This window comes from Fictibacillus gelatini DSM 15865 (assembly GCF_000430745.1).
In the GTDB taxonomy this organism is placed as follows: domain Bacteria; phylum Bacillota; class Bacilli; order Bacillales; family Fictibacillaceae; genus Fictibacillus_A; species Fictibacillus_A gelatini.
In genome coordinates, this window is sequence record NZ_AUMP01000002.1 from 265,673 (window position 1) to 292,476 (window position 26,804).

Genomic DNA, 26,804 nt, shown 5'->3' on the forward strand with positions numbered 1-26,804 from the left:
AAAGAAGGGGGACTCCCTTCTTTATATATTACAATATATTTTTCCTGCCTTCATAAATATCGCCTTTAGAAGCATCAACGGTTATCACTTGACCGTCTTTAAACAGCCTCGTTGCATCATTCAAACCTACAATAACAGGCTTGCCAAGACTGACTCCAACGATGGCGGCATGGCTTGTAATTCCGCCTTCCTCTGTGATAATTGCAGAGGCCCGTTCGATCGCAGGCATCATTTCCCGGTCTGTGCCTATCGTTACAAGGATCCCGCCATCCTCCATTTTTTCAACAGCCTCTTTTGCACTTTTTGCAATAACAACTTTTCCTGACGCGGATTGTTGACCGATTCCTTGCGCTTTTGCCAATACGTCCCCGATGACATGGACTTTCATTAAGTTCGTTGAGCCTGTTTCGCCTACAGGAACACCAGCAGTAATGACGACTAAATCACCATGATCGATTAATTGGTTGTCCAATGCCGTTTCAACCGCAATTTGGAACATTTCGTCCGTCGTCTTTGCCTTTTCTCCTTGAACCGGATTAACCCCCCATACGAGCGCTAATTTCCGGCAGACTTCCTCATAGCTCGTTACCGCAATAATCGGAGCTTTCGGACGGTACTTCGCCGTATTTCGTGCGGTTAGCCCTCTTTCCGTCGCCGTAATGATCGCTTTTGCTTCCAAATTCAGCGCCGTAAACGAAACCGATTGAGAGATGGCATCCGTAATTGTCGTTTTGCTTTCTTTGCTTCGTTGCTGAAGAATAGTACGATAGTCGAGGGCAGACTCGGCCCGTTCTGCAATTTTATGCATCGTTTTAACCGCTTCAACCGGATAGTTGCCCGCAGCTGTCTCTCCTGAAAGCATGATCGCATCCGTTCCGTCGAAAATCGCATTAGCTACATCGCTTGCTTCAGCGCGGGTCGGACGCGGGTTACGTTGCATCGAATCAAGCATTTGTGTTGCTGTAATAACCGGTTTTCCAAGATCATTGCATTTTTTGATCAATTCTTTTTGAACGAGCGGCACCTCTTCAGCCGGTATTTCGACGCCAAGGTCGCCTCTGGCAACCATCAATCCATCGGATACCGCCAGAATGTCTTCAATGTTGTCGACACCTTCCTGGTTTTCTATTTTTGGAATGATTTGAATGTCCGTTGCGTTATGCTTTTCCAAAATTTCACGAATTTCAAGCACATCCGTTGCTCTTCTTACGAACGATGCAGCGATAAAATCAACGCCCTGTTCAATTCCAAATTCAATATCCTTCGCATCTTTTTCCGTAATCCCGGGCAATTTTACGCTCACATTCGGAACGTTGACGCCCTTTTTATTTTTTAATGTACCGCTATTTAAAATTTTCGTCGTAATCTCATTATCTCCGATTGCTGTAACTTCAAGTTCGATTAATCCATCATCAAGCAAAATTTTAGAACCGACATGGACATCTTCTATTAAACCAGGATAGGTAATGGAAATTTTTTTCTCATTTCCCAAAACTTCGGACATCGAAATGATCAGTTCTTCACCTGCTTTAAGGTGTGCTTCTCCCCCTTCCAGGTTCTGCGTCCGGATTTCAGGGCCTTTTGTATCTAAAAGAATGGCAACCGTTTTTCCTAATTGTTTGGCCGCTTTTCGTATATTTTCAATCCTTGCCCCGTGTTCTTCATAATCACCATGAGAGAAATTCAGACGGGCGACATTCATACCAGCTTTTATCAGTTCCGTTAATGTTTCAACACTTTCGCTTGCCGGGCCAATCGTACATACAATCTTCGTTTTTCTCATAAAAAGCCTCCTGTTTTGTTATTAAATAGAAAGTTCTTGTGACAATTGATATAATTGATGATCAATGCTATGTTTTTTAGCTAATACTTCCGTAATATCATGGTCAACAAGCCGGTTATTTTGAATGCCCACTGTACGCCCGGCTTTTCCTTCGAGCAACAGTTCTACTGCACGGGCGCCAAACCGACTTGCTAACACACGGTCGAAAGCCGTCGGAGAGCCGCCTCGTTGAATGTGGCCAAGAACGGTCACTCGCGTTTCAAACTTTGTCGCTTCTTGAATTTGTTTCGCAATGTCAACACCGCTTCCTACACCTTCCGCTACGATGATGATACTATGTTTTTTGCCGCGTTCATGGCCTCTCAACAGGCGCTCGACTATATTGTTCATATCATAGTTTTCCTCAGGTACTAGAATGGACTCAGCGCCATCAGCGAGTCCCGACCATAAAGCGAGGTCCCCGGCATCCCTGCCCATTACTTCAATCACATATGTCCGTTCATGGGAAGTTGCTGTGTCCCTGATTTTGTCAATCGCTTCAATAATCGTATTTAAAGCTGTATCAAAACCAATTGTAAAATCCGTCCCAGGAATATCATTGTCAATTGTACCCGGAATTCCTATAGTAGGATAGCCATGTTCTGTTAGTTTTTTCGCACCTTGAAAGGACCCGTCCCCACCAATGACTACAAGACCTTCAATGCCAAATTTATTTAATTGTTCGATAGCTTTTTTTTGTCCTTCTTCTGTTTTAAATTCCTCACATCTGGCCGTATAAAGCATTGTTCCTCCGCGATGAATAATATCACCGACAGAACCGAGCTCCAATTTTTTTATATTGCCGGAAATTAAACCCGAATACCCATTATAAATGCCGTAGACTTCGATGCCATGATAAATGCTTTTACGAACAACCGCCCGGATGGCAGCATTCATTCCCGGAGAATCTCCGCCGCTTGTCAATACGCCAATTCGTTTCATGAAATCCTTTCACCTCTTATGTAATCTCATGTTTTTAAAATATCACTTTCACTGCTTTAACACAACAAACGAAAACGATAAAGAATGTGCTTTCTCCGCCGGGAGAAAGCACATTCTTTAATTTACACCAATGGAATCGTTTACAAACGTAAATTGTCCCATATTTTTGTATTTTTCATAACGTTGTTCAACAAGCTCTTCTTTTGATAATTTTAACAGTTCTTGAAGAGATGCCTTAAGAACAACATTAATCCGTTCGGCCTGTTCTTTTGGATCACGGTGGGCGCCGCCTTTAACTTCTTCAATCACTTCATCAATGATACCTAGTTCCTTTACATCAGGTGCGGTAATTTTCAATGATTCGGCCGCTAATTTCGCTTTCGTCGCATCTTTCCACAAAATAGAAGCTGCTCCTTCCGGGGTGATAACGGAATACCATGAATTTTCAAGCATATGTACATGATTTCCTACTCCAATCCCAAGAGCTCCACCACTTGCCCCTTCACCGATAACGATACAGACAATAGGCACTGTAAGTCCCGCCATTTCTACAAGGTTTCGCGCAATGGCTTCACTCTGACCGCGCTCCTCCGCAGACATTCCTGGATAAGCTCCTTTTGTATCAAGAAAACAAATGACCGGACGGTTGAATTTTTCCGCCTGCTTCATTAAACGTAATGCCTTTCGGTAGCCTTCAGGATGAGGCATTCCGAAATTGCGGCGAATATTTTCTTTCGTATCTTTCCCCCGCTGATGACCGATAACTGTTACTGGCAGATCTTCATACATGGCAATGCCGCCGACAATCGCTTCATCATCGGCAAACAGGCGGTCTCCATGGAGCTCAATAAAATCCGTAAACAAATACGAAATATAATCAAGGGTCGTCGGGCGTTCAGCATGACGGGCAATTTGCACACGATCCCACGGTTTCATATGTTCATATGTTTCGTTCTCTAGATTGTTTAACTTTTCTTCTAGGCGGGTAATTTCTTCGGTTAAATCAATGTCTTTCTCTTTCATGAACGATTGCAATTCCGCAATCTTGTCTTTCAGTTCACGAATCGGACGTTCAAATTCCAGTTCCGTCGTCATGCCTATTCCCTCCCTCCTGCGTGGATTTTCAAGACTTTCGTCAACGTTTCTTTCAATTCGCTTCTTTTTATTACTTTATCCAATTGGCCGTGTTTAAATAAAAATTCAGCCGTTTGGAAATCCTCCGGCAACTCCTGGCGAATCGTTTGTTCGATGACTCGTCTGCCGGCAAATCCGATCAAAGCGCCCGGCTCGGCAAAATTATAATCGCCTACCGAGGCAAAGCTTGCGGATACCCCTCCTGTAGTCGGATGGGTCATCACGGATATAAACAACTGCCCGTTTTCACTTAATCGCTTTAAGGCAACACTCGTTTTGGCCATTTGCATTAGGCTCAAAATGCCTTCTTGCATACGTGCGCCGCCGGAAGCCGTAAAGATGATAAAAGGAAGTTTCTTTTCTACGGCTTTCTCGATGGCTCTTGTGATCTTTTCCCCGACCACGGACCCCATGCTTCCCATCCGAAAACGGGAATCCATGACCGCTATGACAAGCGGGAAATCGTTAATCGTTCCTTCACCTGTAACGACTGCTTCATTCAATTGGGTTTTTTTTCGATCTCCTTCAAGCTTTTCCAAATAGCCGGGAAAATTCAATGGGTTATCAGAGATCATTTCCTTATCATACTCTATAAAACTGCCTTCATCGAGCAAACTGTTAATTCGCTCATATGAATTCATTGGGTAATGATAGCCACAAGACTGGCAAACAAGCAAGTTCTTTTTTAATTCTTTCGTATACATGATGTGCTTGCATTCCGGACATTTTGACATTAAGCCTTCTGGAACATCATGTTTTATTTTTGCTGTAGGAATTGTGGCATATTTTTTCTTTTTGGCGTTTTTAGAGAAAAAATCTTTTAGCAAGGTAACACCACCTTTTTCAAACTCCGTCTTACTCTTTTCCGATAATCGCAAGAGTTCTCGTCTTTTCAGCTATTTGTTCCGGATCCACTTGAATACGCGCAACACCCGTTTCCATAGCAGCTTTTGCAACTGCAGCAGCAACCGCAGGCGCTACCCGTGGATCGAATGGTGCAGGAATTACATAATCCGGACGAAGCTCATCTTCTGAAACAAGGTTTGCAATCGCATGAACGGCCGCAACTTTCATGTCTTCGTTGATATGGGTGGCCCTGACATCTAACGCCCCTCTAAAGATGCCCGGGAATGCAAGAACGTTGTTGACCTGGTTAGGGAAGTCCGAACGCCCGGTTCCAACAACCTTCGCCCCTGCTTCTCTTGCGCTATCAGGCATAATTTCCGGCGTCGGGTTGGCCATTGCAAAAATGATGGCATTTTCATTCATTGAGCTGACCATTTCAGGAGTGAGCGCTCCTTCTACCGAAACCCCGATAAATACATCAGCTCCAGCAATTACGTCTTTAAGCGTTCCTTCTTTCCTTGTACGGTTAGTAAATTTCGCCACTTCACTTTTTACCGCATTCATTCCGTACGGACGGCCTTCATAGATCGCGCCCTTCGTATCACACATGACGATATCTTTCACACCGAAGCGGTTTAATAGCTTAATGATCGCGATTCCCGCAGCACCAGCTCCGTTAATCACCACTTTCGTTTCGGTTATTTCACGGCCGGTTAATTTTAAGGCATTAACAAGTCCGGCAAGCGTTACAATTGCCGTTCCATGTTGGTCGTCATGAAAAATAGGAATGTTCGTTTCCTTTTTCAATCGTTCTTCAATTACAAAGCATCTTGGAGCGGCAATATCTTCAAGGTTAACTCCGCCAAAAGTTGGTTCGAGCAATTTTACGGTTTCAACAACTTTGTCCACATCTGCAGTATTTAAACAAATAGGAAATGCGTCAACACCCGCAAAACTTTTAAATAATACCGCTTTTCCTTCCATTACAGGAAGCGCAGCTTCAGGTCCAATGTTTCCAAGGCCGAGAACGGCTGTACCGTCAGATACTACAGCTACAGTATTTCCTTTCATTGTATATTCATAAACTTTCGATTTGTCATCATAAATATCCTTGCACGGTTCAGCAACGCCGGGTGAATAGGCTAAACTTAAATCCTTTGCGTTACGTACAGGAACTTTAGATTTTGACTCTAATTTCCCTTTATTTACCCTGTGCATGTGCAATGCTTCCTCGCGTAAAGTAGACATTATTTCATCTCCTAAATTGATCTATTTGTATTGTTTTTGTTTAATAGTAAACAAGTTCGCACAGAAAGTGATCTAACCACGATTGACCTTATCATTATAACAGATGACATTTTGCTGTAAAGAAGTTATTGCTCCTTTAAAGCGACATTTTCTTTGCCAATTAACTCTTTTATGTGATAAAGCAACGTTTGCGAAATGTGAATCTTTGTTTTTAGTTTCACAGTTTTTCTATTAACTTCATAATACAACACAACTTCTGTATTTCCTTTAGAATTTTCTAACAAAGATTTAAGTTTATTTAAATGGTCTGTCGATTGCTCTCTGATTTTTAAATATAATGTCGGCTTTTTTTGTATGTTAATTTCTTCAAGACGGGCTGCCTTCTGAATGACAAGCTGGGCCGAACCACCTCTTGTTTCTATTTTCCCTTCCAGCAAAAGAAATTCGCCTTTCTGCAAAAGGGGGTGGTACATGTGGTACTGCTCGGGAAATGCAACCATTTCCAATTCCCCGGTCTCGTCGCTACCTGTCAAGAACGCCATCATGTCACCTTTTTTGGTTTTAATTATTCTTGTTTTTATAATCATAACTGCCATCCTCATCACCTTTTTCTCAAACTGTACGGCGTCTCGAACAGTAATTGCGCCAAGCTGGTTGATCTTTTCGGTAAACTTTTCGATTGGATGGCCTGTCAAGTAAAATCCCAGCGCCTCATGTTCAAAACGGAGACGTTCTGTTTCTGAAAAAGGAGGTACCTCAATGTAGGACGGCTTTTTCATGTTTTCACGATCGTTAAACAACCGCATTTGGTTTTCTTCATATGCGTTCTGGACCGTTTCCCCATATTCAATAGCAGTATCTAATGTTGCAATTAAACTCGCCCGGTCTATTCCAAAATCATCCATTGCTCCGGCGAAAATTAAGGACTCCAACGTTCGCTTATTCACCATCTTCGCAGGAGAGTGGGCGCAAACATCAAATAGATCTTTGAAAGGTTGTTTTTTCCGTTCACGTATTAAATGACCGATCGCCTGATGCCCCACGTTTTTTATGCAGAGCAAACCAAATCGAATGTTGTTGCCTTCTACCGAAAAATAAGAATGGCTATGCAAAATGGAAGGCGGAAGTACACGTATATTTTTTTCCTTGCATTCTTTGACATATTGCTCGACTTTATCAGCATTGCCAATTACGCTCGAAAGTAGTGCAGCCATAAAATAAAGCGGAAAATTCGCTTTTAAATAGGCGAGCTGATAGGCGATGACACTATAGGCGACCGCATGGCTGCGAGGAAAGCCATAATCTGCAAATCGAACGATTAAATCATATAAATCATTCGCCGTTTTCTCATCATACCCTTTGTTTAAACACCCCGTAACAAAATGGGTGCGTTCCCGGTCAAGAATTTCACGCTTTTTCTTTCCGACGGCCCGTCTCAGAAGGTCAGCTTCACCTAATGAAAAACCTGCCATCGTTGATGCGATTTTCATAATTTGCTCCTGGTAAACGATAACCCCATGTGTCGAACGGAGAATCGGTTCAAGATCCGGATGAAGATATTGAACATTCTTCTTCCCATGTTTGACAGCAATATATGTTGGTATGTTTTGCATCGGCCCGGGCCGATAAAGAGCGTTGACCGCAACAATATCTTCAAATTCTGTCGGCTTAAGCTGCTGCAGGACCCGTCTCATTCCATCGGATTCAAGTTGAAAAACGCCTGTTGTATCTCCAAGGCTTAATAATTCAAAAGTCGCTTGATCATTAAATGGGATGGACTTAAGGTCAATTTTTTTTCCAGTGCCTGACTCAATAAGCGTACAAATCGTTTCAATTAAAGAAAGGTTTCTAAGGCCGAGAAAGTCCATCTTCAATAAGCCGATTTCCTCAAGCCATTCCATACTATACTGAGTTAAGCTGATGCCATCATGTCCGGATTGAACGGGAACAATATCCGTTAATGGCTTCCCGCTAATAATGACACCGGCCGCATGTGTCGAAACATGCCTTGGCAGTCCTTGAAGGCTCATGGCGATATCCATCAATGCTTTAACTTCTTTAGACTCGGTGATTAATTTTTTTAACCCGGGTGATTCTTCTATCGCTTGATTTAACGACATTCCCGGACGAGAAGGAATCTGTTTTGAGACGGAATCGATTAATGAAGCGGGCAGGTTCATCACCCTTCCTGCATCCCTTACAGCAGCTTTAGCAGCTAACGTCCCAAACGTAATAATTTGCGCAACCCGATCTCTACCGTACTTCGAAGCTACATATTGCAAGACTTCATCCCGCCTCGTGTCGGGAAAATCTATATCAATGTCCGGCATCGTAACACGTTCCGGATTCAAAAACCGCTCAAACAGCAATTCATGTTGAAGAGGATCAACATCAGTTATATAGAGCACATAGGCGACAAGCGATCCTGCTGCCGATCCCCTTCCTGGTCCTGTGATCATTCCGGACTCATGGGCAAATTTCATAAAATCCCAAACAATTAAGAAATAATCGGCAAACCCCATTTTATCAATAACCGATAATTCATAGTCCAACCGCTCTCTTACGGCATTTGAAACATGGGAATAGCGCTCCTTCACATTGTTTAAACATAACTTGCGTAAATAATCGGAAGCAGAAACTTCGGGAGGAAGCGGATACTCTGGCAATAGCTTCTGTCCAAATGCCAGGTTAAGCTGGCAGGAAGCTGCAATTTTCCTTGTATTATCAATCGCTTCTTGTACATATTCAAAACTTTCAAAAAGCTCTTCTTCTGATTTTAAATAAAACTCGTTCCCTGGCAAGGATGTTCGGTTCTGTTCGGTTATTTTCTGCCCATTTTTAATGCAAAGAAGTATATCATGAGCTTGCGCATCTTCCTTTTTTAAATAATAGATTTCATTTGAAACGACAGGCGGGATGCCATTCGCCCTGGACAGTTTGACAAGCTCAAGGTTTAGCATTCTCTCTTTTCCGCTCCCGTGATCTTCAAGCCCTAGATAAAAGTCCTCTTTAAACCACTCTTTGTAAAGCTCTAATACTTCCTGCAGCCGCTCCTTTTTGTTGCGAAGAATAAGCTGTTGAATTTCTCCTTCTATTCCCGAAGAAATAGCAATTAAACCTTCTTTATGCCGAAAAATGGTTTCTTTTTGCAAGTAAGGCTCGCGATAAGAGGGATTCGATAACAAAAGAGAACTCATCTGCAACAAATTTTCGTATCCTTTTTGATTTTTTGCATAAAAGAGCAATTTCGCTATCTCTGCTGGTTTAAGGTGATTTTCGCCAGGCGTTAAAAGCACATTTACCTCTAAGCCAATAACCGGCTGAATATCTTGCTTAACACATTCCTTATAAAAAGGGATAACACCGTACATGTTAAGCTTATCGCTAATGGCAAGCGCCTTGTATCCGAGTGATTTTGCACGGGAGACAAGTTCTTTAATCCGGCATGAACTTTCAAGTAAACTGTATTCACTATGTATATGCAATGGAACCATTCCCATTTGTACACATCCTTATATTCTTGCATCTCTAACAACTATTGTACAACTTTTTGGCCCACATATAAAACAAGCATACTCACTCTCCCTGTCCCATACTTATAAACTAGAGACACGAAACATCTTTTTAAAAGAGAGAGGGATGATGTATGGAAGAATCGATAGCGAATTATGTAGCGAAAGTAGTGATAAGTTTCTTTACATCATTCGGCGTCATTCTTGGCGGTGCAATCATTGGAGGCCTTGCAGCGTTTTTAGTCGGTAAAGCTCCTATTTTAGAAACGGTGAAAATCGCCGATCAGCTAAAAATTTGGGCAATTGTTTCAGCGATTGGCGGAACATTTGATACATTTAATCTATTTGAACGGAATTTTTTCCATGGCGTTTCCACTGAAATCATTAAACAAATCATCATTATACTTGTTGCGATGGCCGGAGCCAATACGGCGACGCTATTAATTAAGTGGCTGACACAGGAGAGTTTGAATTTATGAGGATTCCGTCTTACTTTTTTACGAGAAAGGGATATCAGCGTTTTTTTGCCGGTGTGCTCCTGGGCTTTCTAATTGGCTGGGTATTTTTTTTAATTCAATTCGGCAATCTCCAGGAATATTACATTCGCGAAATCAAAATGTACCAGGATCGAATTCAAGATTTAAACGGTAAAATCAAACATTGGATCGGCGAATATGAAAAAAGTAACAAGGAGCAAGAAAAAAAATTAAAGCTGCAGGAAATTCAAGTTCAAATTACGAACAAAAACGACCTGCACCTGCCCGGCATCACAATGTATGAAATTTCCCAGGAAGTGCAAGATGAATTAGAAAACTTGCTTGGCCAAAATATCGAATCTCTTGCAGCAATGAAAGATCTTGTGATCCGAACGTTGCAAAATAAAGAATTCATTGTAGATGATAACAAATACAGAGTGGTCGTCCAACATTTATTTTTATACACAACGATGGAAGTTCATGTGAAAGTGATCCCCCTCATAAAATAATTGCGATTATTGGCAGACTTTCTTTACTATTTTGTGACAATTCAAACAGATTAATAGCAATTCAAGTTGTTATTGTATAAAATAAAAGTAACTCATTTAAAAGGGGGTAAATTGTATGATTATTAATCGTAAAGAAATTGCCCGGGCAAAAGTAAAAGAACTTCAAAATGGGTTTTCCGCTTTTGCTGATACAAAAGAAGAAGCTCAATTAATCAAAAAGGAGATTGAGAAACTTCAAATCCCTGTTCATGAGGATGTGACAGATCTTGGTTCCTGGTTCATTCCTCAAGAGAAGAACTAAAATCATCACGTAAAAAAGACCCTCAAGAGTAAACCTTGAGAGGTCTTTTATTGTTTATAATATTCCTTGCATACCATTCGCAATTCCTCGAGCACTTGTTTCGTTTCATCCATCGTATGAACGGTCGCTCCTGCAGCCAGCGGATGGCCTCCTCCATTGAACTTCGCTGCCAGTTTATTGACTACCGGCCCTTTTGACCTGAGCCTTACCCGAATTTGATCGGGCTCTTCTACAAAAAACACCCATGCCCTAAGTCCTGCCACATTCGAAAAGCTATTCACTAGCTGTGATGCTTCACTAACAGTGACATTAAATTCATTTAAGATTTCTTTCGAAAGATAAATGTAGCCAACACACCCGTCAATGATTGAAAAATTTTGCAAAACATATCCGTTTAATCGTACAACATTTTCTCTTACTTCATACATATTGTCATAAATCGCTTGCGGAGAAAAATTTTTTTGGATCAGTTTTCCAGCATATTGGAACGTTCTTTCGCTCGTGTTGGAATATAAAAATCTTCCGGTATCTCCAACTATTCCTGCATATAACAGTCTTGACGCATCATCGGACAAAACAAGCCCCTTATCTTTGCCAAATTCATAAAACTCCATAATCATTTCGCTAACCGAACTTGCTGTAGGATCAACCCACATAATATCGCCATAAGGATCTTCATTCGGATGATGGTCAATCTTAATAAGTTTGTCTCCTAACGTATAGCGATCATCACTAATTCTCGGAACATTTGCCGTATCGCAAATAATGACAAGCGCGCCATCATAGGCACTGTCGGCAATATGGTCCATTTCTACTAAAAAGGTTAACGATTCATCCTCTTCGCCAACCAAATAGACGTTCTTTTCCGGAAAGCTCGCTTGAATAATTTTCCCAAGTCCCCCTTGTGACCCGAGAGCATCTGGATCAGGACGAACGTGTCTGTGAATGATAATCGTTTCATAGTTTTGAATTTCTTTCAGTATTTTTTCTTTCATTTGCATCCCCCTAACTTCCGCAAGCGATTAATAAAATCCTTTTTTGGAATCTGGCATTTTTTTTTAAGAACCTATACAATAGAATAAGAAATGGAGGTTATCGAATGCCGGTTTTTGTAATTCTCATCGTTATTTCTTTTAGTCTCTATATTTTTTTTAAAGCGAAGGAATTCCGAACGAAAGCTCCTTTTGAAAAAAGATGGGTCGGATCAAAAGGAAAAATCGCTTTAGGCTGTTTCTTATTCTCTTTTGGCCTTAATCAACTTTCCATGTTGGAGGGCCGAATACAGTTATGGGTAGCGATTATCTTTTCTTTATATGGGCTAGTCATGATGATATTCGGTTATAAAATGTACCGCCACCTGTTGCCTCTTGCGATTGAGGAAGCAACTAAAGCAAAATCATAAGGAAAGCCATGTACCTGAGCATGGTTTTCTTATGATCGATGGTCAATGATTTGCGCCATTAGAAGAGCCTTTCCAACGACAACCCCTTCATGATGAACTTCGACATCCACTTTTCCGAATTTCCTGCTTACTTCAAGCACTTTTGGAACAATCTCAATCGTATGTTCAATTTGGACAGGTTTAATAAAATAAAAGGTAATATTCTCGACGACGAGGTCCCCTTTTTTTACTTTTCTGAGTGCCCTGCTTGCACTTTCTGTCACTAATGTTGTTATGACGCCATAAGAAACGGTTCCTAAATAATTCGTCATTTGCGGAGTTACCTCACAGCGGTATTTCACATCATGAGAATCTTTTATTTCTGTTAAACCTGCTGTAATAAGGTCATCAAACGTTTCTCCAACTTGAGGCTGCTTTTGAATCATTTGAAGCGATTTTAATACATCCTGTCTCGTCAAAATGCCAAGCAATTTATGTGATTGATTGATAACCGGAAGGAGTTCGATCCCTTCCCAAATCATCATATGTGCACATGAGGCGACCGACGTTTTTTCATTGACTGTGATCGGCGATTTCGACATTACTTTTTCAATCAACAGGTGTTTATCCATTCCAATAATATCTTTCGATGTAACAACACCGACGACCCTTAAATTGTCATCCACAACAGGATAGCGGCTATGGTTCGTTTTTTGATTGTATTCATGCCATTTTTCTATTCGATCCGTTGCATGTAAAAAGTACGTTTTGGAAATGGGAATTAAGATATCGGAGGCGAGGACAATTTCCTTTTTAATTAATTGGTCGTATATCGCCCGGTTAATCATAGCTGCGACTGTAAATGTATCGTAGCTCGTAGAAATAACAGGAAGTTTTAGCGCATCTGCCAGTTCTTTTACTTCATCATCCGTATCAAAACCACCTGTGATAAGAACGGCTGCACCCGCTTTTAAACCAAGTTGATGGGCATTTGTACGGTTCCCAACAATAAGCAGGTTGCCAGGATCCACATAACGCATCATGGCATCAAGTTTCATTGCCCCGATTACAAATTTATTCAGCGTTTTATGAAGGCCCTCACGTCCGCCAAGAACCTGGCCTTCTACAATATTAACGACTTCAGCAAAGGTAAGTTTCTCAATATTTTCTTTTACTTTTCGTTCAATGCGAATCGTACCAACCCGTTCAATTGTGCTGACAATGCCTTGATTCTCCGCTTCTTTAATGGCACGATATGCTGTCCCTTCACTGACGGAAAGCGCTTTTGCGATTTGCCTTACCGAAATTTTCTCACCAATCGTTAGCGATTCAATATATTCAAGGATTTGTTCGTGTTTGGTTGCCAAACTTCTCACCGTTCCTTTAGTTTACTATCTGTATAACCTGTTATACTTTAGTGTACTGATACAGGTTTAAGTATACAGATATTTGAACGGAAAGACAATTCTATCTACTATACGAACGGTATTTTTGTGGCTTATTTTCCTTCGATTTACCGGACTGGACGTTTAGCCGCTTCTTAGAGGCTTCTTTGATCGCCAACACTTGTCCACCGATGACGAGAACTGCATAAATTGACCAGGTTACCGAAAAAGCAAATGAAAGGCCATTTCCGGAGAAATCTAAACGAGGGATTGCATAATAAAGCAAGACGATCATCGCTAAAATACGAAACATTGACATGTTGATCATATGAAATTACCTCCCTATTAGTACTTTATGCAAGTCCAGAGGGAGGTAGACGAATAAAGTTGCCATTAGCAACTTTGTTTTAAAGTTCCAAAGCTTCTCCTGGTTCCATCACCTTGCCTTTCACGTTTAAACGCGATACAAAGTCATTCGGATCTTGTTTAATAATCGGGAACGTATTATAGTGGATCGGGACAGTAAGACCGGCGTTTATCCATTCGGCTGCGGTTAAAGCGTCTTCAGGACCCATTGTAAAATTATCGCCAATTGGCAAAAATGCCACATCCACTTTGTTTCGCTCACCGATGAGTTTCATATCGGAAAATAAGGCGGTATCACCCGCGTGGTATATGGTTTTGCCCTCGGCGGTAAACAAAAGTCCGGCGGGCATTCCGGTATAAATAATCGTCCCGTCCTCTTCCGTATAGCTTGACCCATGAAAAGCCTGAGTCAGTTTTACATAGCCCCATTCAAACTGATAGCCGCCACCAATGTGCATCGGATGACTATCAATCCCCTTACTTGCGATATAATTCGCAAGTTCATTTGGAGCTACGACAAGAGCATTCGTTCTCTTTGCAATTTCAAATGTATCTCCAACATGATCTCCGTGTCCATGAGTTAATAAAATGACATCCGGATTCACTTGATCAGCTTCTACATCGCAAAGTTTATTTCCCGAAATAAACGGGTCGATCCAAATGTTGTGTTTCTCCGTTTGAATTTCAATAACTGAATGGCCGTGATAAGTGACCTTCATACAATCAACTCCTTCGCTTATATCTTTTTGTCCATCATACCCGATTTCCTGCAAATTTTGTATTAAATAAGCTTCATTTTACAACCTATTTTCTAAGTGGTACAGTAACTATGGAGTTATTTTAAAAGAAAGGAAGTACATTTCCATGAAAGAACGCATTCAATTATTTGCGAATTCGTTACGTGAACAAAACATTTCCTGTGCTTTCGTTACTTCCACAGCAAATGTATATTATTTGACAGGCTTTCTTTGCCATCCTCATGAAAGATTGCTCGGGGTAATGGTCTTCCCGGATCAAGAACCGATCCTTGTTTGTCCTGGCATGGAAGCTCCTCAGGCAAGAGCAGCTGGATTTAAAGACGAAATTATCGGTTATTCCGATTCTGAAAATCCATGGGACTTGCTTGGTAAAGCCGTTAGCAAACGTAATTTAAGGGCCCTTGAGTCCATTGCGGTTGAAAAAGAACAGATTTCGTACGAGCGCGGATTGAATCTTTTATCGCTTTTCCCAAATGCTGAGCTCGTTTCTGCTGAACATCAGTTAAATGCAATGAGAATCATTAAATCTGAAGATGAGATTAAAGCGATGAGAGAAGCAGCTCGATTAGCCGATTTTGCCGTAGAAGTTGGCATGTCTACTATTGCAAAAGGGAAAACGGAACAAGAAATTGTGGCACAAATCGAATTTGAAGTAAAGAAAAAAGGTGTATCGGAAATGTCGTTTTCAACGACGGTTCTTTTTGGCGAGAAGTCCGCCCGGCCTCATGGCACCCCGGGGTTAAGGGAAATTCAACCGGGCGATTTCGTATTGTTTGACCTCGGTGTTGTAGTAGACGGATATTGTTCAGATATTACCCGTACGTTTGCTTACCAAAGTGTAAGCGAAAAGCAACGGGAAATTTATGAAATTGTAAAAAAAGCTGAAGAAGCTGCAATCGCTGTTTCAAAACCGGGAACCCGGCTTGGTGACATTGACCTGGCGGCAAGAAAAGTGATTGAAGAAGCAGGTTATGGCGAATACTTCCCTCACCGAATCGGCCACGGTTTAGGACTGGAAGTTCATGAATTCCCATCAATGAGTTCAAATAATGATGAGCAAGTTAAAGCGGGAATGACCTTTACGATTGAACCGGGCATTTATGTGCCAGATATCGGCGGTGTTCGTATTGAAGACGACATTTACGTGACTGAAAATGGTCCTGAAAGCCTGACTAAATTTCCTAAAGAACTTCATATTATCAAATAAAGAATCATCCTTTCGGATGATTCTTTATTTAAGCTTTAATCAAAGCTTTCTTCTTCATCAAGTTGTGTTCTTCTTTCATTTTGCCCGATTGGATCAATAACACCGCTTTGATAAGCTTCTTGAATTTGTTGGCTGACAGTTTCAACACCCTCAGCATCAAATTCTATCGTTTGATTTTTTTTATCTTTTTCCATTCTCCATTTCCTCCTCAAAAGTGACATCATCACTTATTGTTTATCAACGAAGGAAATGTTACTATTCCAATATTCCACAGTCATCTCAATTAATGGGATCGCAAAAAGCTCCGCATCACATGAATCAATTCGTCCGGCTCTTCATACATACTCATATGGCCTGCCTTTTCTATCGTATATTGAATAATGGTTTCTTTTGTTGCAGAAAACGCATTTTCCAACGGGATCACACTGTCTTCTTTACCGGCAACTAATAATACAGGCAAAGATGTATTTTCAAGCAGGCTATTTCGATCCGGGCGGTCTTTCATTGCTTCCAGTGCGGCAATCGCGCCCTCCGGAGAAGTTACATAACCGATTTCCTTCGCCACTTCCACCGCTTTTGGCTTCTCCTCTACATTTTTTGCAGAAAACAGCTTCGGAATTAAGTGATCCACTAACGAATGAATACCATTTCGTTTGACTCTTTCAATGTTAAGCATTCTTCCTTTTTTCGCTTCTTCTGAATCGGGGAGGGCGGTCGAATGAACAAGCGCAAAGCCTTCTAGCATCTCTTCATATTTTTCGGCGAATGCCAGAGTAATGTATCCTCCGAGCGAATGGCCAAACATCGTTATTTTTTCGATGTTCAGCTTATCAAGTAGCCACTTGATATCATCCGCCATGCTTTCTATTGTTGTTGTTTCATTTGTAATTGTCGATTTCCCGTGACCTCTAAGATCAGGTGCAATGACGCGGTAGTCTTTTGCCAGTTCTTCAATTTGTTTTGTCCAATATTTATGACTTCCGCAAAAACCGTGAAGAAGAACGATAGTCTTTCCTTCCCCTTCATCAACATATGCCATTTCCAAGTTCGGTAATAGGAGTGTTTTTGTATCCATCTTCGATCGTCTCCTTCATCTTATGAATTCATCCAGGTGTTGGGTATATTGTATCTTTACCCTATTCAATTGAAATGTAAACACGAAACAATAGCTAAAGCCACTAGTTGAAGTTAATTGTTGAATAAGATAAAATTGGCTATTCTCCGAATTCAACTTCGTATCGTCAAAAAAGATGAGGCATATACGCCTCATCTTTTTAGATTTTTAGATTCGTTTTTTTGCTTCTTCAATGGCTGCCTGGACCGCACTGAAACCGGTTCCTCCTAAAGAATTTCTTCGCTCTACCACTTTGTATGGGTGAAGGAAATCATACACATCTTCTTCAAAGCAAGAGGAAGCTTCTTTATATATGTTCATTGGCAAGTCCAATAAGTATATATGATTTTCAATACATCTTAGAACGAGCTTGCCAACAATTTCGTGAGCTTCACGAAACGGAATGCCTTTATTGACGAGGTAATCAGCAAGTTCTGTCGCATTGGAAAAGTCTTGCGAGACTGCTTTTTCCATTTTATCTTTATTGACCGTAATTTCTTCCATCATTCCTGTAAAAATAGCAAGCGAACCTTTAAGCGTTTTGACGCTGTCGAAAACTGGCTCTTTATCTTCTTGCATATCTTTGTTATAGGCAAGTGGCAATCCTTTCATGACTGTTAACAATGTCATTAAGCTGCCATAGACCCGGCCCGTTTTCCCTCTGATTAATTCAGCCATGTCCGGATTTTTCTTTTGCGGCATCATGCTCGAGCCTGTCGCATATTTATCGCTTATTTCAACGAATTGAAATTCTTGTGACGACCATAAAATAAGCTCTTCACAAAAACGGGACAAATGCATCATAATCATAGAAGCATTGCTGCAAAATTCGATAAGAAAATCGCGATCGCTAACCGCATCCAAACTGTTCTTATAAACCGCACCAAAATCGAGAAGCTTTGCTGTCAACTCACGATCAATCGGGAACGTTGTACCTGAAAGCGCTCCTGCGCCAAGAGGAGAAACGTTAATCCGTTTTAAACTTTCGCTTAATCGTTCTTTATCGCGCTCGAACATCCAGAAGTAAGCAAGCAGATGGTGGCCGAATGAAATCGGCTGGGCCCGCTGAAGATGAGTGTATCCCGGAAAGATCGTCTCGACATGCTTTTCAGCGAGTTGTACGAGAACAGATTGCAATCGGTTTAGCTGCTCAATAATAGATGTTACTTCTTTTTTCATGTATAAATGAATGTCAGTCGCAACCTGATCGTTTCGGCTTCTTGCTGTATGGAGCTTGCCGCCGACAGCGCCTACCTCGTCGGTCAGCATTTTTTCAATGTTTAAATGAATATCTTCGTATTCAACCTTAAAATCAAGCTCATTATTTTCCGCTTTTGCAAGAAGTGTCTCTAAACCTTTTTTGATCGTTTCAGCCTCTTCTTCCGCAAGAATACCGCATTTAGAGAGCATCGTAACATGAGCGATACTTCCAGTAATATCTTCTTTTACTAATTGCTGATCAAAAGAAATGGAAGCGCCGAATTCATCTACCCATTGTTCTGCTGTTTGTGTAAAACGGCCGCCCCATAATTTGCTCATGCTTTCACCTCATTTTTCTGAACCATGCTATTTACTTTTGTCGGCAGTCCCCATAAGGAAATAAATCCTACCGCTGCCTGATGGTCAAACTCATCTTCCGTCGTGTATGTCGCCAATTTTTCATTATATAATGAGAAAGGTGATTTTCGCCCTTCAACAATGGCATGGCCTTTAAATAATTTTACTCTCACAACGCCGGTAACGTTTTTTTGCGTTTCTTTCAAAAACGCTTCAAGCGCGTTGCGAAGCGGGGAATACCATAATCCTTCATAAATAAGCTCAGTCAACTTTTTCCCGATTACCGGTTTAAAGTGAGCAAGTTCCTTTACTAATGTAATATCTTCTAATTCTTTATGGGCTTTTAAGAGTGTGATTGCGCCAGGACATTCATACACCTCACGCGACTTTATGCCGACTAATCGGTTTTCGACATGGTCAATGCGTCCGACTCCGTGAAGCCCTGCGATTTTATTCAGCTCTAAAATCAATTGGTCAAGCTCATATTTCACGCCATTTAAGGCAACAGGCACTCCGCTTTCAAATTCAATTTCAATAATTTCCGGGGTATCCGGCGCTTTTTCAATAGAAGAAGTCAGTTCATACGCATCTTCTGGAGGCGCCGCCCATGGATCTTCCAAAATCCCACATTCATTGCTTCTTCCCCAGAGGTTTTGATCGATCGAATACGGGCTATCAAGATCAATTGGAATCGGAATATTATTCTTTTTCGCATATTCAATCTCTTCCTCGCGGGACCATGCCCATTCTCTGACAGGTGCAATGATTTCAAGGTTTGGATTTAACGCTGCTATCGATACTTCAAAACGTACCTGGTCATTTCCTTTCCCTGTGCAGCCATGAGCTACTGCCTGTGCCCCGCATTCTTCTGCAATCTCTACTAATTTTTTCGCAATAAGCGGTCTTGACAGCGCCGATACGAGAGGGTATTTCTCTTCGTATAGTGCATGGCTTTGTAATGCTGGTAGAACATACTCTTCTGCAAACTCTTTTTTTACATCTAAAATATATGACTGAACAGCGCCTACCTGGAGGGCCTTTTGTTTGACAAACTCAAGGTCTTTTCCTTCCCCGACGTCCAATCCCAATGCAACAACATCATAGCCTCTCTCTTGCAACCATTTGATGGCAACTGATGTGTCTAATCCTCCGGAATATGCAAGGACCACTTTTTTCTTCGCCATTTCTCCCATCTCCTTTATGAATATACATTCTTATTAATGTATTTTTATACATTTATGTTTAAATAAAAAGAAGCATCCAATGGCCTCTTCAAATTATTCTATGCACACTATAACAAGAATTGAATTGAATTTCAATATTTATGAGTAAATTTGTATAAAAATTAATAAAAACAGGCTTACCTTAATTATGGCTGGCTCCTCTTTAATCATTTGTTATACAATAAGTTAGAGGTGGTTGGAGTGACTTTTTCTTTTTTGTACAATGAACGGCTTGGCATTGAATTGCCCTCACTTGAGTCTTTATGGGAAGAGTACCCGAAAAATGTCCAGGAGATGATTCTCGCCCGCTGGGAAACGATCAGGGGAACGATACCGGATCGAATTTTTTCCATTGAAAAAGTGATTAATCAAAAACAGGAAGAACTCGCATGTGAGGAAGACTTCGACCGTTCGTGCCTGCTAAATACAGAGATCGCGGAGCTTGCTTCCATCATCAATGATTTGTGGCTCTGGTATCGAATCGACCAGAATCTATCATTGAAATTTCATCAGTGAAAAATCCTAAACGAAGTGCCGTTTAGGATTTTTCATATTTTGCGATTAACTTTTTAACGTTTTCTTTCGGTGTCCAGCAATTAAACTTGTACGTCGGCTTCGTCTCATATCCAAGCCTTGCGCACATGTAAATAGTACGTCCATCTATCTTTTCGATGTGATAATGAATACATGAGGCACAACAATGGAAGTTTCGTTGTTTGTTCATCAACTGCCTCCTCGAAAGAAATACCCGGTTATTTACTTAATTCTCGAACAACATGACCGATTTCGTTTAAAATTAATTTTTCCATTGCTAACCTGACCGCGCCTGTCGACCCCGGCATCGAAAAAATGGCGGTATTCTCGTAAACACCGGCAATGGCCCGGCTTAACATAGCGCTTGCCCCGATATCTTCTGTATAGCTTAACATCCGAAACAATTCACCGAACCCTACGATTTCTTTTTCGAGAAGACTTTGAACTGTCTCATACGTAACGTCCCGTTTTGAGATCCCTGTTCCTCCGTTCAATAAGATCACTTGAATTTCTGGATGTCTCGCTCCCTCTTGAATGGCTTTCATAATTTCAACCCGATCATCTTTTACAATGCAATAGTTGATGACTGAATGATTTTCGCTTTTAAGTTTATCTACTATGTAATTCCCGCTTTTATCCGTTTTTTCAGTCCTTGTATCACTAACTGTAATGACCTTGCAGCCAACGGACGTAGGAGCAAGTGCCTTATGTTCTTGAACACTCATTGATCTATCCTCGCTTCTCTAGCAAAAAACGTTTTTGATAAAATTTATGGGCAAATTCCGTAATTGTTCGCGTTTGCTGGTAGTTCATCCCCGCCCCAAAAGCAATGCCAAAGAGCGGAATACCCTGAACGATTTTTTTGCGCAATAGCATAATTGCCATCCCTTTTATCCCTTGCTTTAAAGGATACGACATCCAGGAAAGATCGGCTACCGTATCATCCCCCTCATAAAAGAGAGGATCACGTTCTCTTTGAATTTCTTCCAGCAATTGCCGCCAGCTTTCTGCCTGATATCGTTTCGGCTGAGTCGCTGCATGAAACACTTTTAATGACATCATCATTTCTGACGGGCGGTCAATATCATAGCCATAGTTCATCGCAATATATTGCACCGAACGAACTTGAATCGTTATAAGAGCGGGAATGTCGGCGCCTAGAAAAAGCAGTCCTCCCGTTCCCGACAGTCCTCCTTGCGCCAATGAGAGAAGACGGTTTCTTGCGATTTGTTGTTCTGCGATAAAGGCAAGCTGGTCAATTGTACATCGTTTCATATCTTCAATCGTTTCTATATCTTCCCGGAACGTGCGCGCCCCTGTCAGCAGCCGCTGGCGCAAATCCATTTGTTGTCTTGAGTTTTGAATGAAAGAATGGATATGAAATAACGATGTATCAATCGCTTGATTTAATTTTTCGATTACTCCAGGATTCATTCTTTCTAATTGTCCGTTAATCCATCGTTCATATGTCATTTCAAAATCTGTCGGTTCATATGTAAAATAGCGCGCTTCCCAATTCTCTATGTCTTGCCAAACTTTTTCTTCTCGCGGTGTCCAGCTCATAACATTCCTCCAAGTACAACCGTTTTGTTTCTATTATACCTTTTTATATGCATAAAAAAAATGAAAGCGGTATATTCCGCTCCCATTTTTAACTTTCTTTTGATAGCCGCACCGTGTCTCTTGCGATCATAACTTCCTCGTTCGTTGGGATGACAAGGACTTTTACAGGCGAATGAGGGTAGTTCAAAAATGCCTCTTTGCCGCGTACTTTGTTAAGGCTAGGGTCCCAGTAAACTCCCATAAATTCCAGGCCGCGAAGAACTCGCGCGCGGACTACATCACTGTTTTCGCCAATTCCTGCCGTAAAAATAATCGCATCAATGCCAGCCATCCGTGCCGCATACGACCCAATATATTTATGGATTCTTGATGCAAATAGTTCTAGCGCTAATTCGGCACGCTCATTACCTTCGGATGCCTTATCTTCAATATCGCGCAAGTCTGAAGAGAATCCTGATATACCGAGCATTCCGCTTCGTTTATTTAAAACATCAATTACTTCCTCAGCAGATTGCCCTGTTTTCTCCATAATATATGGAATTAAGGCTGGATCAATATTTCCGGAACGAGTTCCCATCATTACCCCTGCAAGAGGCGTGAATCCCATAGATGTATCAATCGATTTGCCGCCTTCAATCGCGGCAATACTTGCTCCATTGCCAAGGTGGCAAGAAATAAGCCGCAAATGTTCAATTGGACGGCCCAGAAGTTCAGCCGCACGTTCTGAAACATATTTATGAGAAGTGCCGTGGAACCCATATTTTCGAATGCCGTACTTTTCATAATACTCATAAGGCAAACTATATAAAAACGATTGTTCCGGCATCGTTTGGTGAAATGCCGTATCGAATACAGCTACAGCCGGGACGTTAGGAAGGATGGTTTTAAATGCTTTGATCCCCGTCACGTTGGCCGGATTATGAAGCGGCGCTAAATCGGATAAATCTTCTATTTCCTTTATTACTTCATCAGTAATGAGAACTGAATCGCTAAATCGTTCTCCACCATGGACGACCCGATGGCCGAGTCCTTCAATCTCATCATAAGATGAAATAATATGATGTTTAAGTAATTTATCCAGGAGCATTTGAACCGCAATAGAATGATCTTTAATTGTGGTGATTTCTTTTATTTTTTCTCCATTTACTTCTATCGTAAAAATGGAATCTTGCAGTCCAATTCTCTCAACAATGCCCTTTGTCAATACTTTTTCTTCAGGCATTTCAAGCAATTGAAATTTTAATGAGGAACTTCCTGCATTAATTGCCATTATTTTAGACATACTTGACACTCCTAACATTAGAAAAAGAAGTACTTACTAAAGAGCAAGTGCTTCTTTTTCGCTAAAATCTTAACTTCATACTTATACCATCATTTTTCGAGACTTTAAAGCATTTTAACAGATTTGTAATAATTAAATGTTTGTATTAAGAGTTTCTCCAATCATTTTGAAACCATTCATCCATCTGCTTCATCACACCTCTAAGTGCGTCTTTTTTTGAAAATGACGGGAGTTCTACGAGCAGCGCTTGTTTTGGTTTTTTTGTTTTAGGGCCGTTTTTCTGCAACAATAAAATACTTTTCGCCTGGCTTTCTTGTTTAAACAGACTTAAAGGAAGCTGCACAACTCCTAAAATCACCGCATTTTCTTTTAGAAATGCTTGCAGAAGAGGCGCCTGTTCGCTTGTAAATAGAGAATTAGGAATTAATAAAACCCCAAAACCGGATTCTTTCAAATAGTTAATACTTTGTTCAATCAACAGATGGTGGGCAAACGTATGCCCTTTCTCCGAATGAACGGCAAAACTTTTCGCGACATCATCATCAGGATAATAGCCGACCGGCAAATCCGACACAACGAGATCAACCGGATCCACATACAATGGCCTTATGCTATCTTGATGGTAAAATTCGACGTAATGCTTTTGCAAATTGCAAATGACTGATGCTAACCGAAGTAATGTATCATCAATTTCCACACCATAGCTTTGTTGCTTTTTCATTGGCAGCTGATTTAAAACCGTTGTAAGCAAGTTCCCCGATCCGACAGCCGGATCAAGCACGGTTAGTTCGCTTCTTTCTTCTACAAGCTTACCGGCGAGATAACTTGCAAAGATTCCGACTGAATCCGGTGTCATCGCGTGATGTGGCTGAATCGCTTCTTTCATTCCTTTTAAAACGGCTAGTTGAAAAGCCTTCCTGATTTCTTCTCTGGACAGTTGATCGAGTTGAACCGAATGATATTTTTGCTCCACATATTGTTTAACAAGGGGAGATAGCCGCTCAGATATTTCGTTACATACAAGATTTTCCCCGCTTTCGGCAAGCGCATCTAAATAGGTAAGATCTAAGTCGTTTTTTATTTTTTCTGTCGTCTTGTCAAGGACTGTAAAGAGCTGTTCCACTTTCGAAAATGAATTCATACTTTTTTCCTCCGCTCATAACATTACGGATCCATTGTATCAAATAAAAATGCCCCGGAGAAGAAATCCGGGGCATTTTCTTATTTTGCCTGTTTAGCCGCTTCAATCGCCGCTTCGTAATCCGGGTGGTTTGTCACTTCATCGACATATTCTACGTATGTTACCGTATCTGAACTGTCAATGACAAATACCGCCCGTGCAAGAAGACGTAATTCTTCAATCGCAACACCATATGCCCTGCCAAACGAAAGGTCACGATGGTCGGAAAGAGTTTGCACATTTTCAACGCCTGCTGCACCACACCAGCGTTTTTGCGCAAATGGAAGATCAACGGAAATCGTTAACACCTTGACATTATCAAGCCTGGCAGCTTCCTCGTTAAACCGTCTAGTTTGTGCATCACAAACACCCGTATCAAGGGAAGGAACGACAGAAATAATACGGACAGTTCCCTTTGTGTCAGCTAACGTCACTTCTGAAAGATCATTGGCAAGCACTTTGAAATCCGGCGCCTTATCCCCTACCTTAACCTGGCTTCCTAACAATGTAACTGGTTTTTCTTTAAACGTTACTCCCATGTAAAAGCCTCCCTTTAAGATATATGTACATGTTCATCATATCTCTATTTTAGCGGATCTTGCAACTTAAACGCACATAAAAAAGTTAACTGCGAAAAGCAGTTAACTAAAAATCAACATTATCCTTCTTCATAAAGGTCGTAGTGTTTTGATTTCCTTTATTGTTGTTCTTTGAGCCCATCATCTGTTGGATTTTTTCGACAACACTTGGAGCGAGATCCAATAAACGTTCATAAAGATGTGTACTGTTGTCTAAATGAATCGTTTTGATGCCATTGTTGCTTACAATGAGGAATGCGATTGGCGTAATGGATACGCCTCCGCCGCTACCGCCGCCAAAAGGAAGTTCTTCTCCTTGTCCTTGATGGCTTTGATCGCCATGATTGGAAGAGTGTTGCTGTTGATTTTGGAATTCACTTCCGCCTGCCGCAAATCCAAAGCCTACTTTTGAAACGGTTAAAATGACACTTCCGTCGGGCGTTTCAACAGGATCACCAACAATAGTATTGACATCAATCATTTCTTTTAAATTTTCCATCGCTGTTTTCATTAACCCTTGAATTGGATGTTCGGACATGTTATGTACCTCCTGTCATGTATTTTGAGTTACTTGAACGTATAGGAGCTCCACTTGCTCTCCAATGTTTTAACAATTGAATCATAACGACAATAGCTTGCCCGATTCTAAAGGAAATCATACAAGACATTCTTGTTTGGACGGTAGTGCCTTGAAAAAGGGGATGAACAGAAAGATTGGGTCTTCCCTTTACCTTTACAAGTCGGTAAAGCATTCCGAGTGCATTCCCTTTCACTCCCCACATCGCTCCAGCTGCAATAGCCGTACTGGCAGCATCGCCTAACCCTATCCGGCTATGCCATTCAATATTTTTCACAGTGACCTTTTGTAAAAATCGTTTTATAATCGTATAAAATCCGGCAATATGTGTGAGAAATCGTTTAAATTGTTCTATTCCATCAATAATCTCCGCAATCGTAATTTTCTTTTTATTCTCGGCAATTGTTTTTTGGCCGGCATGTTTCTCTTGTTTCAATACAACCGCCTTATCTTTTGGATCGAATTTTATAATAGGAATTTCTTGCGTATAGGAAAGAATTCCCCATAATCTTAATTTTATACGGAGATGATCGTTGTTTTTTTCTCGTGAAAAATAAACTTGAACGGTTAATTTTGAAAATAACAAAACAAAGAAAAAAACAATGATGGCACTAATTATAATGAATAGGACGTTCATACAAAATCTTCCTTTCATACCCATTATGAACGTCATTGAAAAGAAATAAACATCAATCTAAAAGCGCGAAGTTCAATTTGCGAAAGGGGGCGTATAGCCGCTTCCTGGTGCAAAAAGGAGGGGTCATTTTTCAAAAGAAAAATGACCCTTTTCTAGTAATGTAAGCTTTTTTATTTTTTCTATTCATTCGCTGCCACATCTTTATGGACAACATATGTATCCGCAAAATAATCATGAAATCCTTGCTTTCGTTTTGAAAAAGCGGCGAAGATATATCCGATAAAAAGGAACTTGCTGATCATTTTTCCGATCACTTCACGAAAAAATACCGTTCCCCATGTAAGTGGCTCACCTGTCGTACTTAACACTTTGATATTCATAATCATTTTCCCAAGCGTTTGGCCCGTCAGTTTTGTCATAATGACATAATAGAGATAAAGAACAATGGTTGTAACAAGCCCTTCCACTGAAAAAATATCGTACGGCCCAAACGTAATGTTTTCCACTTTAAAAAATGGCGCCAATACGAATCGATTTAAACTTGCTACCACAATCAAGTCAATGAGAAATGCCCAAAACCTCATCCAAAAACCGGCATATTTTAATGGGAGAAAAATCGTATACCCGTCTTTTGGCTCTTCATCTAACGTGATTTTATTCATCTTATCACCT

At 40.9% G+C, this 26,804-nt stretch carries 29 protein-coding genes; 6 read left to right on the forward strand and 23 right to left on the reverse strand.

Features of this window, described 5'->3' with window-relative positions; all coding sequences use genetic code 11:
• Positions 1-28: 28 nt before the first annotated feature.
• The 6 genes from pyk to H538_RS0104420 form a co-directional block, all read right to left on the reverse strand.
• Positions 29-1,783 (reverse strand): pyruvate kinase, encoded by a 1,755-nt coding sequence (pyk, locus tag H538_RS0104395; RefSeq protein ID WP_026676568.1) that lies wholly within the window; start codon positions 1,781-1,783, stop codon positions 29-31.
• 21 nt (positions 1,784-1,804) lie between these two features.
• On the reverse strand, positions 1,805-2,764 hold the full coding sequence (gene pfkA / locus H538_RS0104400) for a 6-phosphofructokinase (protein WP_026676569.1): 960 nt from the start codon (positions 2,762-2,764) through the stop codon (positions 1,805-1,807).
• 117 nt (positions 2,765-2,881) lie between these two features.
• Positions 2,882-3,859, reverse strand: coding sequence for an acetyl-CoA carboxylase carboxyl transferase subunit alpha (gene accA / locus H538_RS0104405; RefSeq protein ID WP_026676570.1), 978 nt, complete (start codon positions 3,857-3,859; stop codon positions 2,882-2,884).
• 2 nt (positions 3,860-3,861) lie between these two features.
• A complete protein-coding gene (gene accD / locus H538_RS0104410) occupies positions 3,862-4,725 on the reverse strand; it encodes an acetyl-CoA carboxylase, carboxyltransferase subunit beta (protein ID WP_026676571.1) in 864 nt (287 codons plus the stop codon).
• 28 nt (positions 4,726-4,753) lie between these two features.
• The gene (gene ystJ, locus H538_RS0104415) at positions 4,754-5,992 is read right to left on the reverse strand and encodes an NADP-dependent malic enzyme (RefSeq protein WP_026676572.1); all 1,239 of its coding nucleotides are present in this window, start codon (positions 5,990-5,992) and stop codon (positions 4,754-4,756) included.
• Positions 5,993-6,117: 125 nt separating this feature from the next.
• Entirely contained in the window at positions 6,118-9,492 is a 3,375-nt protein-coding gene (locus tag H538_RS0104420) for a DNA polymerase III subunit alpha (RefSeq protein ID WP_026676573.1), read from the reverse strand.
• 146 nt (positions 9,493-9,638) lie between these two features.
• Between H538_RS0104420 and H538_RS0104425 the strand changes: the two genes are divergently transcribed.
• From H538_RS0104425 to H538_RS0104435, 3 genes are all read left to right on the forward strand, one after another.
• Positions 9,639-9,983, forward strand: coding sequence for a YtrH family sporulation protein (locus tag H538_RS0104425; RefSeq protein WP_026676574.1), 345 nt, complete (start codon positions 9,639-9,641; stop codon positions 9,981-9,983).
• Positions 9,980-10,489, forward strand: a complete 510-nt coding sequence (ytrI, locus tag H538_RS0104430) for a sporulation membrane protein YtrI (RefSeq protein ID WP_026676575.1) — start codon at positions 9,980-9,982, stop codon at positions 10,487-10,489. Before H538_RS0104425 ends, ytrI begins: the two co-directional genes overlap by 4 nt.
• A gap of 115 nt (positions 10,490-10,604) precedes the next feature.
• Entirely contained in the window at positions 10,605-10,790 is a 186-nt protein-coding gene (locus tag H538_RS0104435; protein WP_026676576.1) for a YtzJ family protein, read from the forward strand.
• A gap of 47 nt (positions 10,791-10,837) precedes the next feature.
• Here H538_RS0104435 and H538_RS0104440 read toward each other — a convergent pair whose 3' ends face one another.
• Positions 10,838-11,785: a DHH family phosphoesterase gene (locus H538_RS0104440; RefSeq protein WP_026676577.1), complete on the reverse strand. Its 948-nt coding sequence runs from the start codon at positions 11,783-11,785 to the stop codon at positions 10,838-10,840.
• 104 nt (positions 11,786-11,889) lie between these two features.
• Between H538_RS0104440 and H538_RS0104445 the strand changes: the two genes are divergently transcribed.
• Positions 11,890-12,192, forward strand: coding sequence for a YtpI family protein (locus H538_RS0104445; RefSeq protein ID WP_026676578.1), 303 nt, complete (start codon positions 11,890-11,892; stop codon positions 12,190-12,192).
• Between the two features lie 29 nt (positions 12,193-12,221).
• Here the strand turns inward: H538_RS0104445 and H538_RS0104450 are convergent, their stop codons facing one another.
• The 3 genes from H538_RS0104450 to H538_RS0104460 form a co-directional block, all read right to left on the reverse strand.
• On the reverse strand, positions 12,222-13,538 hold the full coding sequence (locus tag H538_RS0104450) for a DRTGG domain-containing protein (protein WP_026676579.1): 1,317 nt from the start codon (positions 13,536-13,538) through the stop codon (positions 12,222-12,224).
• Positions 13,539-13,638: 100 nt separating this feature from the next.
• Positions 13,639-13,884, reverse strand: coding sequence for a hypothetical protein (locus tag H538_RS0104455; protein WP_026676580.1), 246 nt, complete (start codon positions 13,882-13,884; stop codon positions 13,639-13,641).
• 79 nt (positions 13,885-13,963) lie between these two features.
• Complete coding sequence (locus H538_RS0104460; protein ID WP_026676581.1) at positions 13,964-14,641, reverse strand: metal-dependent hydrolase; 678 nt, start codon at positions 14,639-14,641, stop codon at positions 13,964-13,966.
• Positions 14,642-14,786: 145 nt separating this feature from the next.
• Here H538_RS0104460 and H538_RS0104465 point away from each other — a divergent pair, with 145 nt between their 5' ends.
• Entirely contained in the window at positions 14,787-15,887 is a 1,101-nt protein-coding gene (locus tag H538_RS0104465; protein WP_026676582.1) for a M24 family metallopeptidase, read from the forward strand.
• Between the two features lie 35 nt (positions 15,888-15,922).
• Here the strand turns inward: H538_RS0104465 and H538_RS25955 are convergent, their stop codons facing one another.
• The 4 genes from H538_RS25955 to H538_RS0104485 all read right to left on the reverse strand — a co-directional run bounded on the left by H538_RS25955 (position 15,923) and on the right by H538_RS0104485 (position 19,742).
• On the reverse strand, positions 15,923-16,081 hold the full coding sequence (locus H538_RS25955) for a hypothetical protein (protein WP_154657895.1): 159 nt from the start codon (positions 16,079-16,081) through the stop codon (positions 15,923-15,925).
• A gap of 89 nt (positions 16,082-16,170) precedes the next feature.
• On the reverse strand, positions 16,171-16,962 hold the full coding sequence (locus tag H538_RS0104475; RefSeq protein WP_026676583.1) for an alpha/beta fold hydrolase: 792 nt from the start codon (positions 16,960-16,962) through the stop codon (positions 16,171-16,173).
• A gap of 207 nt (positions 16,963-17,169) precedes the next feature.
• On the reverse strand, positions 17,170-18,540 hold the full coding sequence (argH, locus tag H538_RS0104480; RefSeq protein ID WP_026676584.1) for an argininosuccinate lyase: 1,371 nt from the start codon (positions 18,538-18,540) through the stop codon (positions 17,170-17,172).
• Positions 18,537-19,742 (reverse strand): argininosuccinate synthase, encoded by a 1,206-nt coding sequence (locus H538_RS0104485; protein ID WP_026676585.1) that lies wholly within the window; start codon positions 19,740-19,742, stop codon positions 18,537-18,539. Before H538_RS0104485 ends, argH begins: the two co-directional genes overlap by 4 nt.
• A gap of 240 nt (positions 19,743-19,982) precedes the next feature.
• Between H538_RS0104485 and H538_RS0104490 the strand changes: the two genes are divergently transcribed.
• Positions 19,983-20,297, forward strand: a complete 315-nt coding sequence (locus tag H538_RS0104490) for a hypothetical protein (protein WP_026676586.1) — start codon at positions 19,983-19,985, stop codon at positions 20,295-20,297.
• Positions 20,298-20,319: 22 nt separating this feature from the next.
• On the opposite strand, the gene H538_RS0104495 is transcribed toward H538_RS0104490, so the two are convergent.
• The 9 genes from H538_RS0104495 to H538_RS23055 form a co-directional block, all read right to left on the reverse strand.
• The gene (locus H538_RS0104495) at positions 20,320-20,505 is read right to left on the reverse strand and encodes a hypothetical protein (protein WP_026676587.1); all 186 of its coding nucleotides are present in this window, start codon (positions 20,503-20,505) and stop codon (positions 20,320-20,322) included.
• Between the two features lie 28 nt (positions 20,506-20,533).
• Complete coding sequence (locus H538_RS0104500; RefSeq protein ID WP_026676588.1) at positions 20,534-21,040, reverse strand: MogA/MoaB family molybdenum cofactor biosynthesis protein; 507 nt, start codon at positions 21,038-21,040, stop codon at positions 20,534-20,536.
• A gap of 4 nt (positions 21,041-21,044) precedes the next feature.
• Positions 21,045-21,878, reverse strand: coding sequence for an EcsC family protein (locus H538_RS0104505; protein WP_026676589.1), 834 nt, complete (start codon positions 21,876-21,878; stop codon positions 21,045-21,047).
• Between the two features lie 88 nt (positions 21,879-21,966).
• Positions 21,967-23,160, reverse strand: a complete 1,194-nt coding sequence (locus H538_RS0104510) for an acetate kinase (protein WP_026676590.1) — start codon at positions 23,158-23,160, stop codon at positions 21,967-21,969.
• Between the two features lie 145 nt (positions 23,161-23,305).
• Positions 23,306-24,301: a class I SAM-dependent methyltransferase gene (locus H538_RS0104515; protein ID WP_026676591.1), complete on the reverse strand. Its 996-nt coding sequence runs from the start codon at positions 24,299-24,301 to the stop codon at positions 23,306-23,308.
• An 80-nt stretch (positions 24,302-24,381) separates the two neighbouring features.
• On the reverse strand, positions 24,382-24,879 hold the full coding sequence (gene tpx / locus H538_RS0104520) for a thiol peroxidase (protein WP_026676592.1): 498 nt from the start codon (positions 24,877-24,879) through the stop codon (positions 24,382-24,384).
• 106 nt (positions 24,880-24,985) lie between these two features.
• Positions 24,986-25,456: a GerW family sporulation protein gene (ytfJ, locus tag H538_RS0104525; protein ID WP_026676593.1), complete on the reverse strand. Its 471-nt coding sequence runs from the start codon at positions 25,454-25,456 to the stop codon at positions 24,986-24,988.
• 1 nt (position 25,457) lies between these two features.
• Positions 25,458-26,132, reverse strand: coding sequence for a DUF2953 domain-containing protein (locus H538_RS0104530; RefSeq protein WP_026676594.1), 675 nt, complete (start codon positions 26,130-26,132; stop codon positions 25,458-25,460).
• A 179-nt stretch (positions 26,133-26,311) separates the two neighbouring features.
• Entirely contained in the window at positions 26,312-26,794 is a 483-nt protein-coding gene (locus tag H538_RS23055; RefSeq protein ID WP_035350054.1) for an RDD family protein, read from the reverse strand.
• Positions 26,795-26,804: the final 10 nt, after the last annotated feature.

Coding starts and splice junctions, on each gene's coding strand:
- pyk (WP_026676568.1), bottom strand. CDS start 1,783: ATGAGAAAAACGAAGATTGTATGTACGATTGGCCCGGCAAGCGAAAGT.
- pfkA (WP_026676569.1), bottom strand. CDS start 2,764: ATGAAACGAATTGGCGTATTGACAAGCGGCGGAGATTCTCCGGGAATG.
- accA (WP_026676570.1), bottom strand. CDS start 3,859: ATGACGACGGAACTGGAATTTGAACGTCCGATTCGTGAACTGAAAGAC.
- ystJ (WP_026676572.1), bottom strand. CDS start 5,992: ATGTCTACTTTACGCGAGGAAGCATTGCACATGCACAGGGTAAATAAA.
- H538_RS0104420 (WP_026676573.1), bottom strand. CDS start 9,492: ATGGGAATGGTTCCATTGCATATACATAGTGAATACAGTTTACTTGAA.
- H538_RS0104425 (WP_026676574.1), top strand. CDS start 9,639: ATGGAAGAATCGATAGCGAATTATGTAGCGAAAGTAGTGATAAGTTTC.
- ytrI (WP_026676575.1), top strand. CDS start 9,980: ATGAGGATTCCGTCTTACTTTTTTACGAGAAAGGGATATCAGCGTTTT.
- H538_RS0104435 (WP_026676576.1), top strand. CDS start 10,605: ATGATTATTAATCGTAAAGAAATTGCCCGGGCAAAAGTAAAAGAACTT.
- H538_RS0104440 (WP_026676577.1), bottom strand. CDS start 11,785: ATGAAAGAAAAAATACTGAAAGAAATTCAAAACTATGAAACGATTATC.
- H538_RS0104445 (WP_026676578.1), top strand. CDS start 11,890: ATGCCGGTTTTTGTAATTCTCATCGTTATTTCTTTTAGTCTCTATATT.
- H538_RS0104455 (WP_026676580.1), bottom strand. CDS start 13,884: ATGATCAACATGTCAATGTTTCGTATTTTAGCGATGATCGTCTTGCTT.
- H538_RS0104460 (WP_026676581.1), bottom strand. CDS start 14,641: ATGAAGGTCACTTATCACGGCCATTCAGTTATTGAAATTCAAACGGAG.
- H538_RS0104465 (WP_026676582.1), top strand. CDS start 14,787: ATGAAAGAACGCATTCAATTATTTGCGAATTCGTTACGTGAACAAAAC.
- H538_RS25955 (WP_154657895.1), bottom strand. CDS start 16,081: ATGGAAAAAGATAAAAAAAATCAAACGATAGAATTTGATGCTGAGGGT.
- H538_RS0104475 (WP_026676583.1), bottom strand. CDS start 16,962: ATGGATACAAAAACACTCCTATTACCGAACTTGGAAATGGCATATGTT.
- argH (WP_026676584.1), bottom strand. CDS start 18,540: ATGAGCAAATTATGGGGCGGCCGTTTTACACAAACAGCAGAACAATGG.
- H538_RS0104485 (WP_026676585.1), bottom strand. CDS start 19,742: ATGGCGAAGAAAAAAGTGGTCCTTGCATATTCCGGAGGATTAGACACA.
- H538_RS0104495 (WP_026676587.1), bottom strand. CDS start 20,505: ATGAACAAACAACGAAACTTCCATTGTTGTGCCTCATGTATTCATTAT.
- H538_RS0104500 (WP_026676588.1), bottom strand. CDS start 21,040: ATGAGTGTTCAAGAACATAAGGCACTTGCTCCTACGTCCGTTGGCTGC.
- H538_RS0104505 (WP_026676589.1), bottom strand. CDS start 21,878: ATGAGCTGGACACCGCGAGAAGAAAAAGTTTGGCAAGACATAGAGAAT.
- H538_RS0104510 (WP_026676590.1), bottom strand. CDS start 23,160: ATGTCTAAAATAATGGCAATTAATGCAGGAAGTTCCTCATTAAAATTT.
- H538_RS0104515 (WP_026676591.1), bottom strand. CDS start 24,301: ATGAATTCATTTTCGAAAGTGGAACAGCTCTTTACAGTCCTTGACAAG.
- tpx (WP_026676592.1), bottom strand. CDS start 24,879: ATGGGAGTAACGTTTAAAGAAAAACCAGTTACATTGTTAGGAAGCCAG.
- ytfJ (WP_026676593.1), bottom strand. CDS start 25,456: ATGTCCGAACATCCAATTCAAGGGTTAATGAAAACAGCGATGGAAAAT.
- H538_RS0104530 (WP_026676594.1), bottom strand. CDS start 26,132: ATGAACGTCCTATTCATTATAATTAGTGCCATCATTGTTTTTTTCTTT.
- H538_RS23055 (WP_035350054.1), bottom strand. CDS start 26,794: ATGAATAAAATCACGTTAGATGAAGAGCCAAAAGACGGGTATACGATT.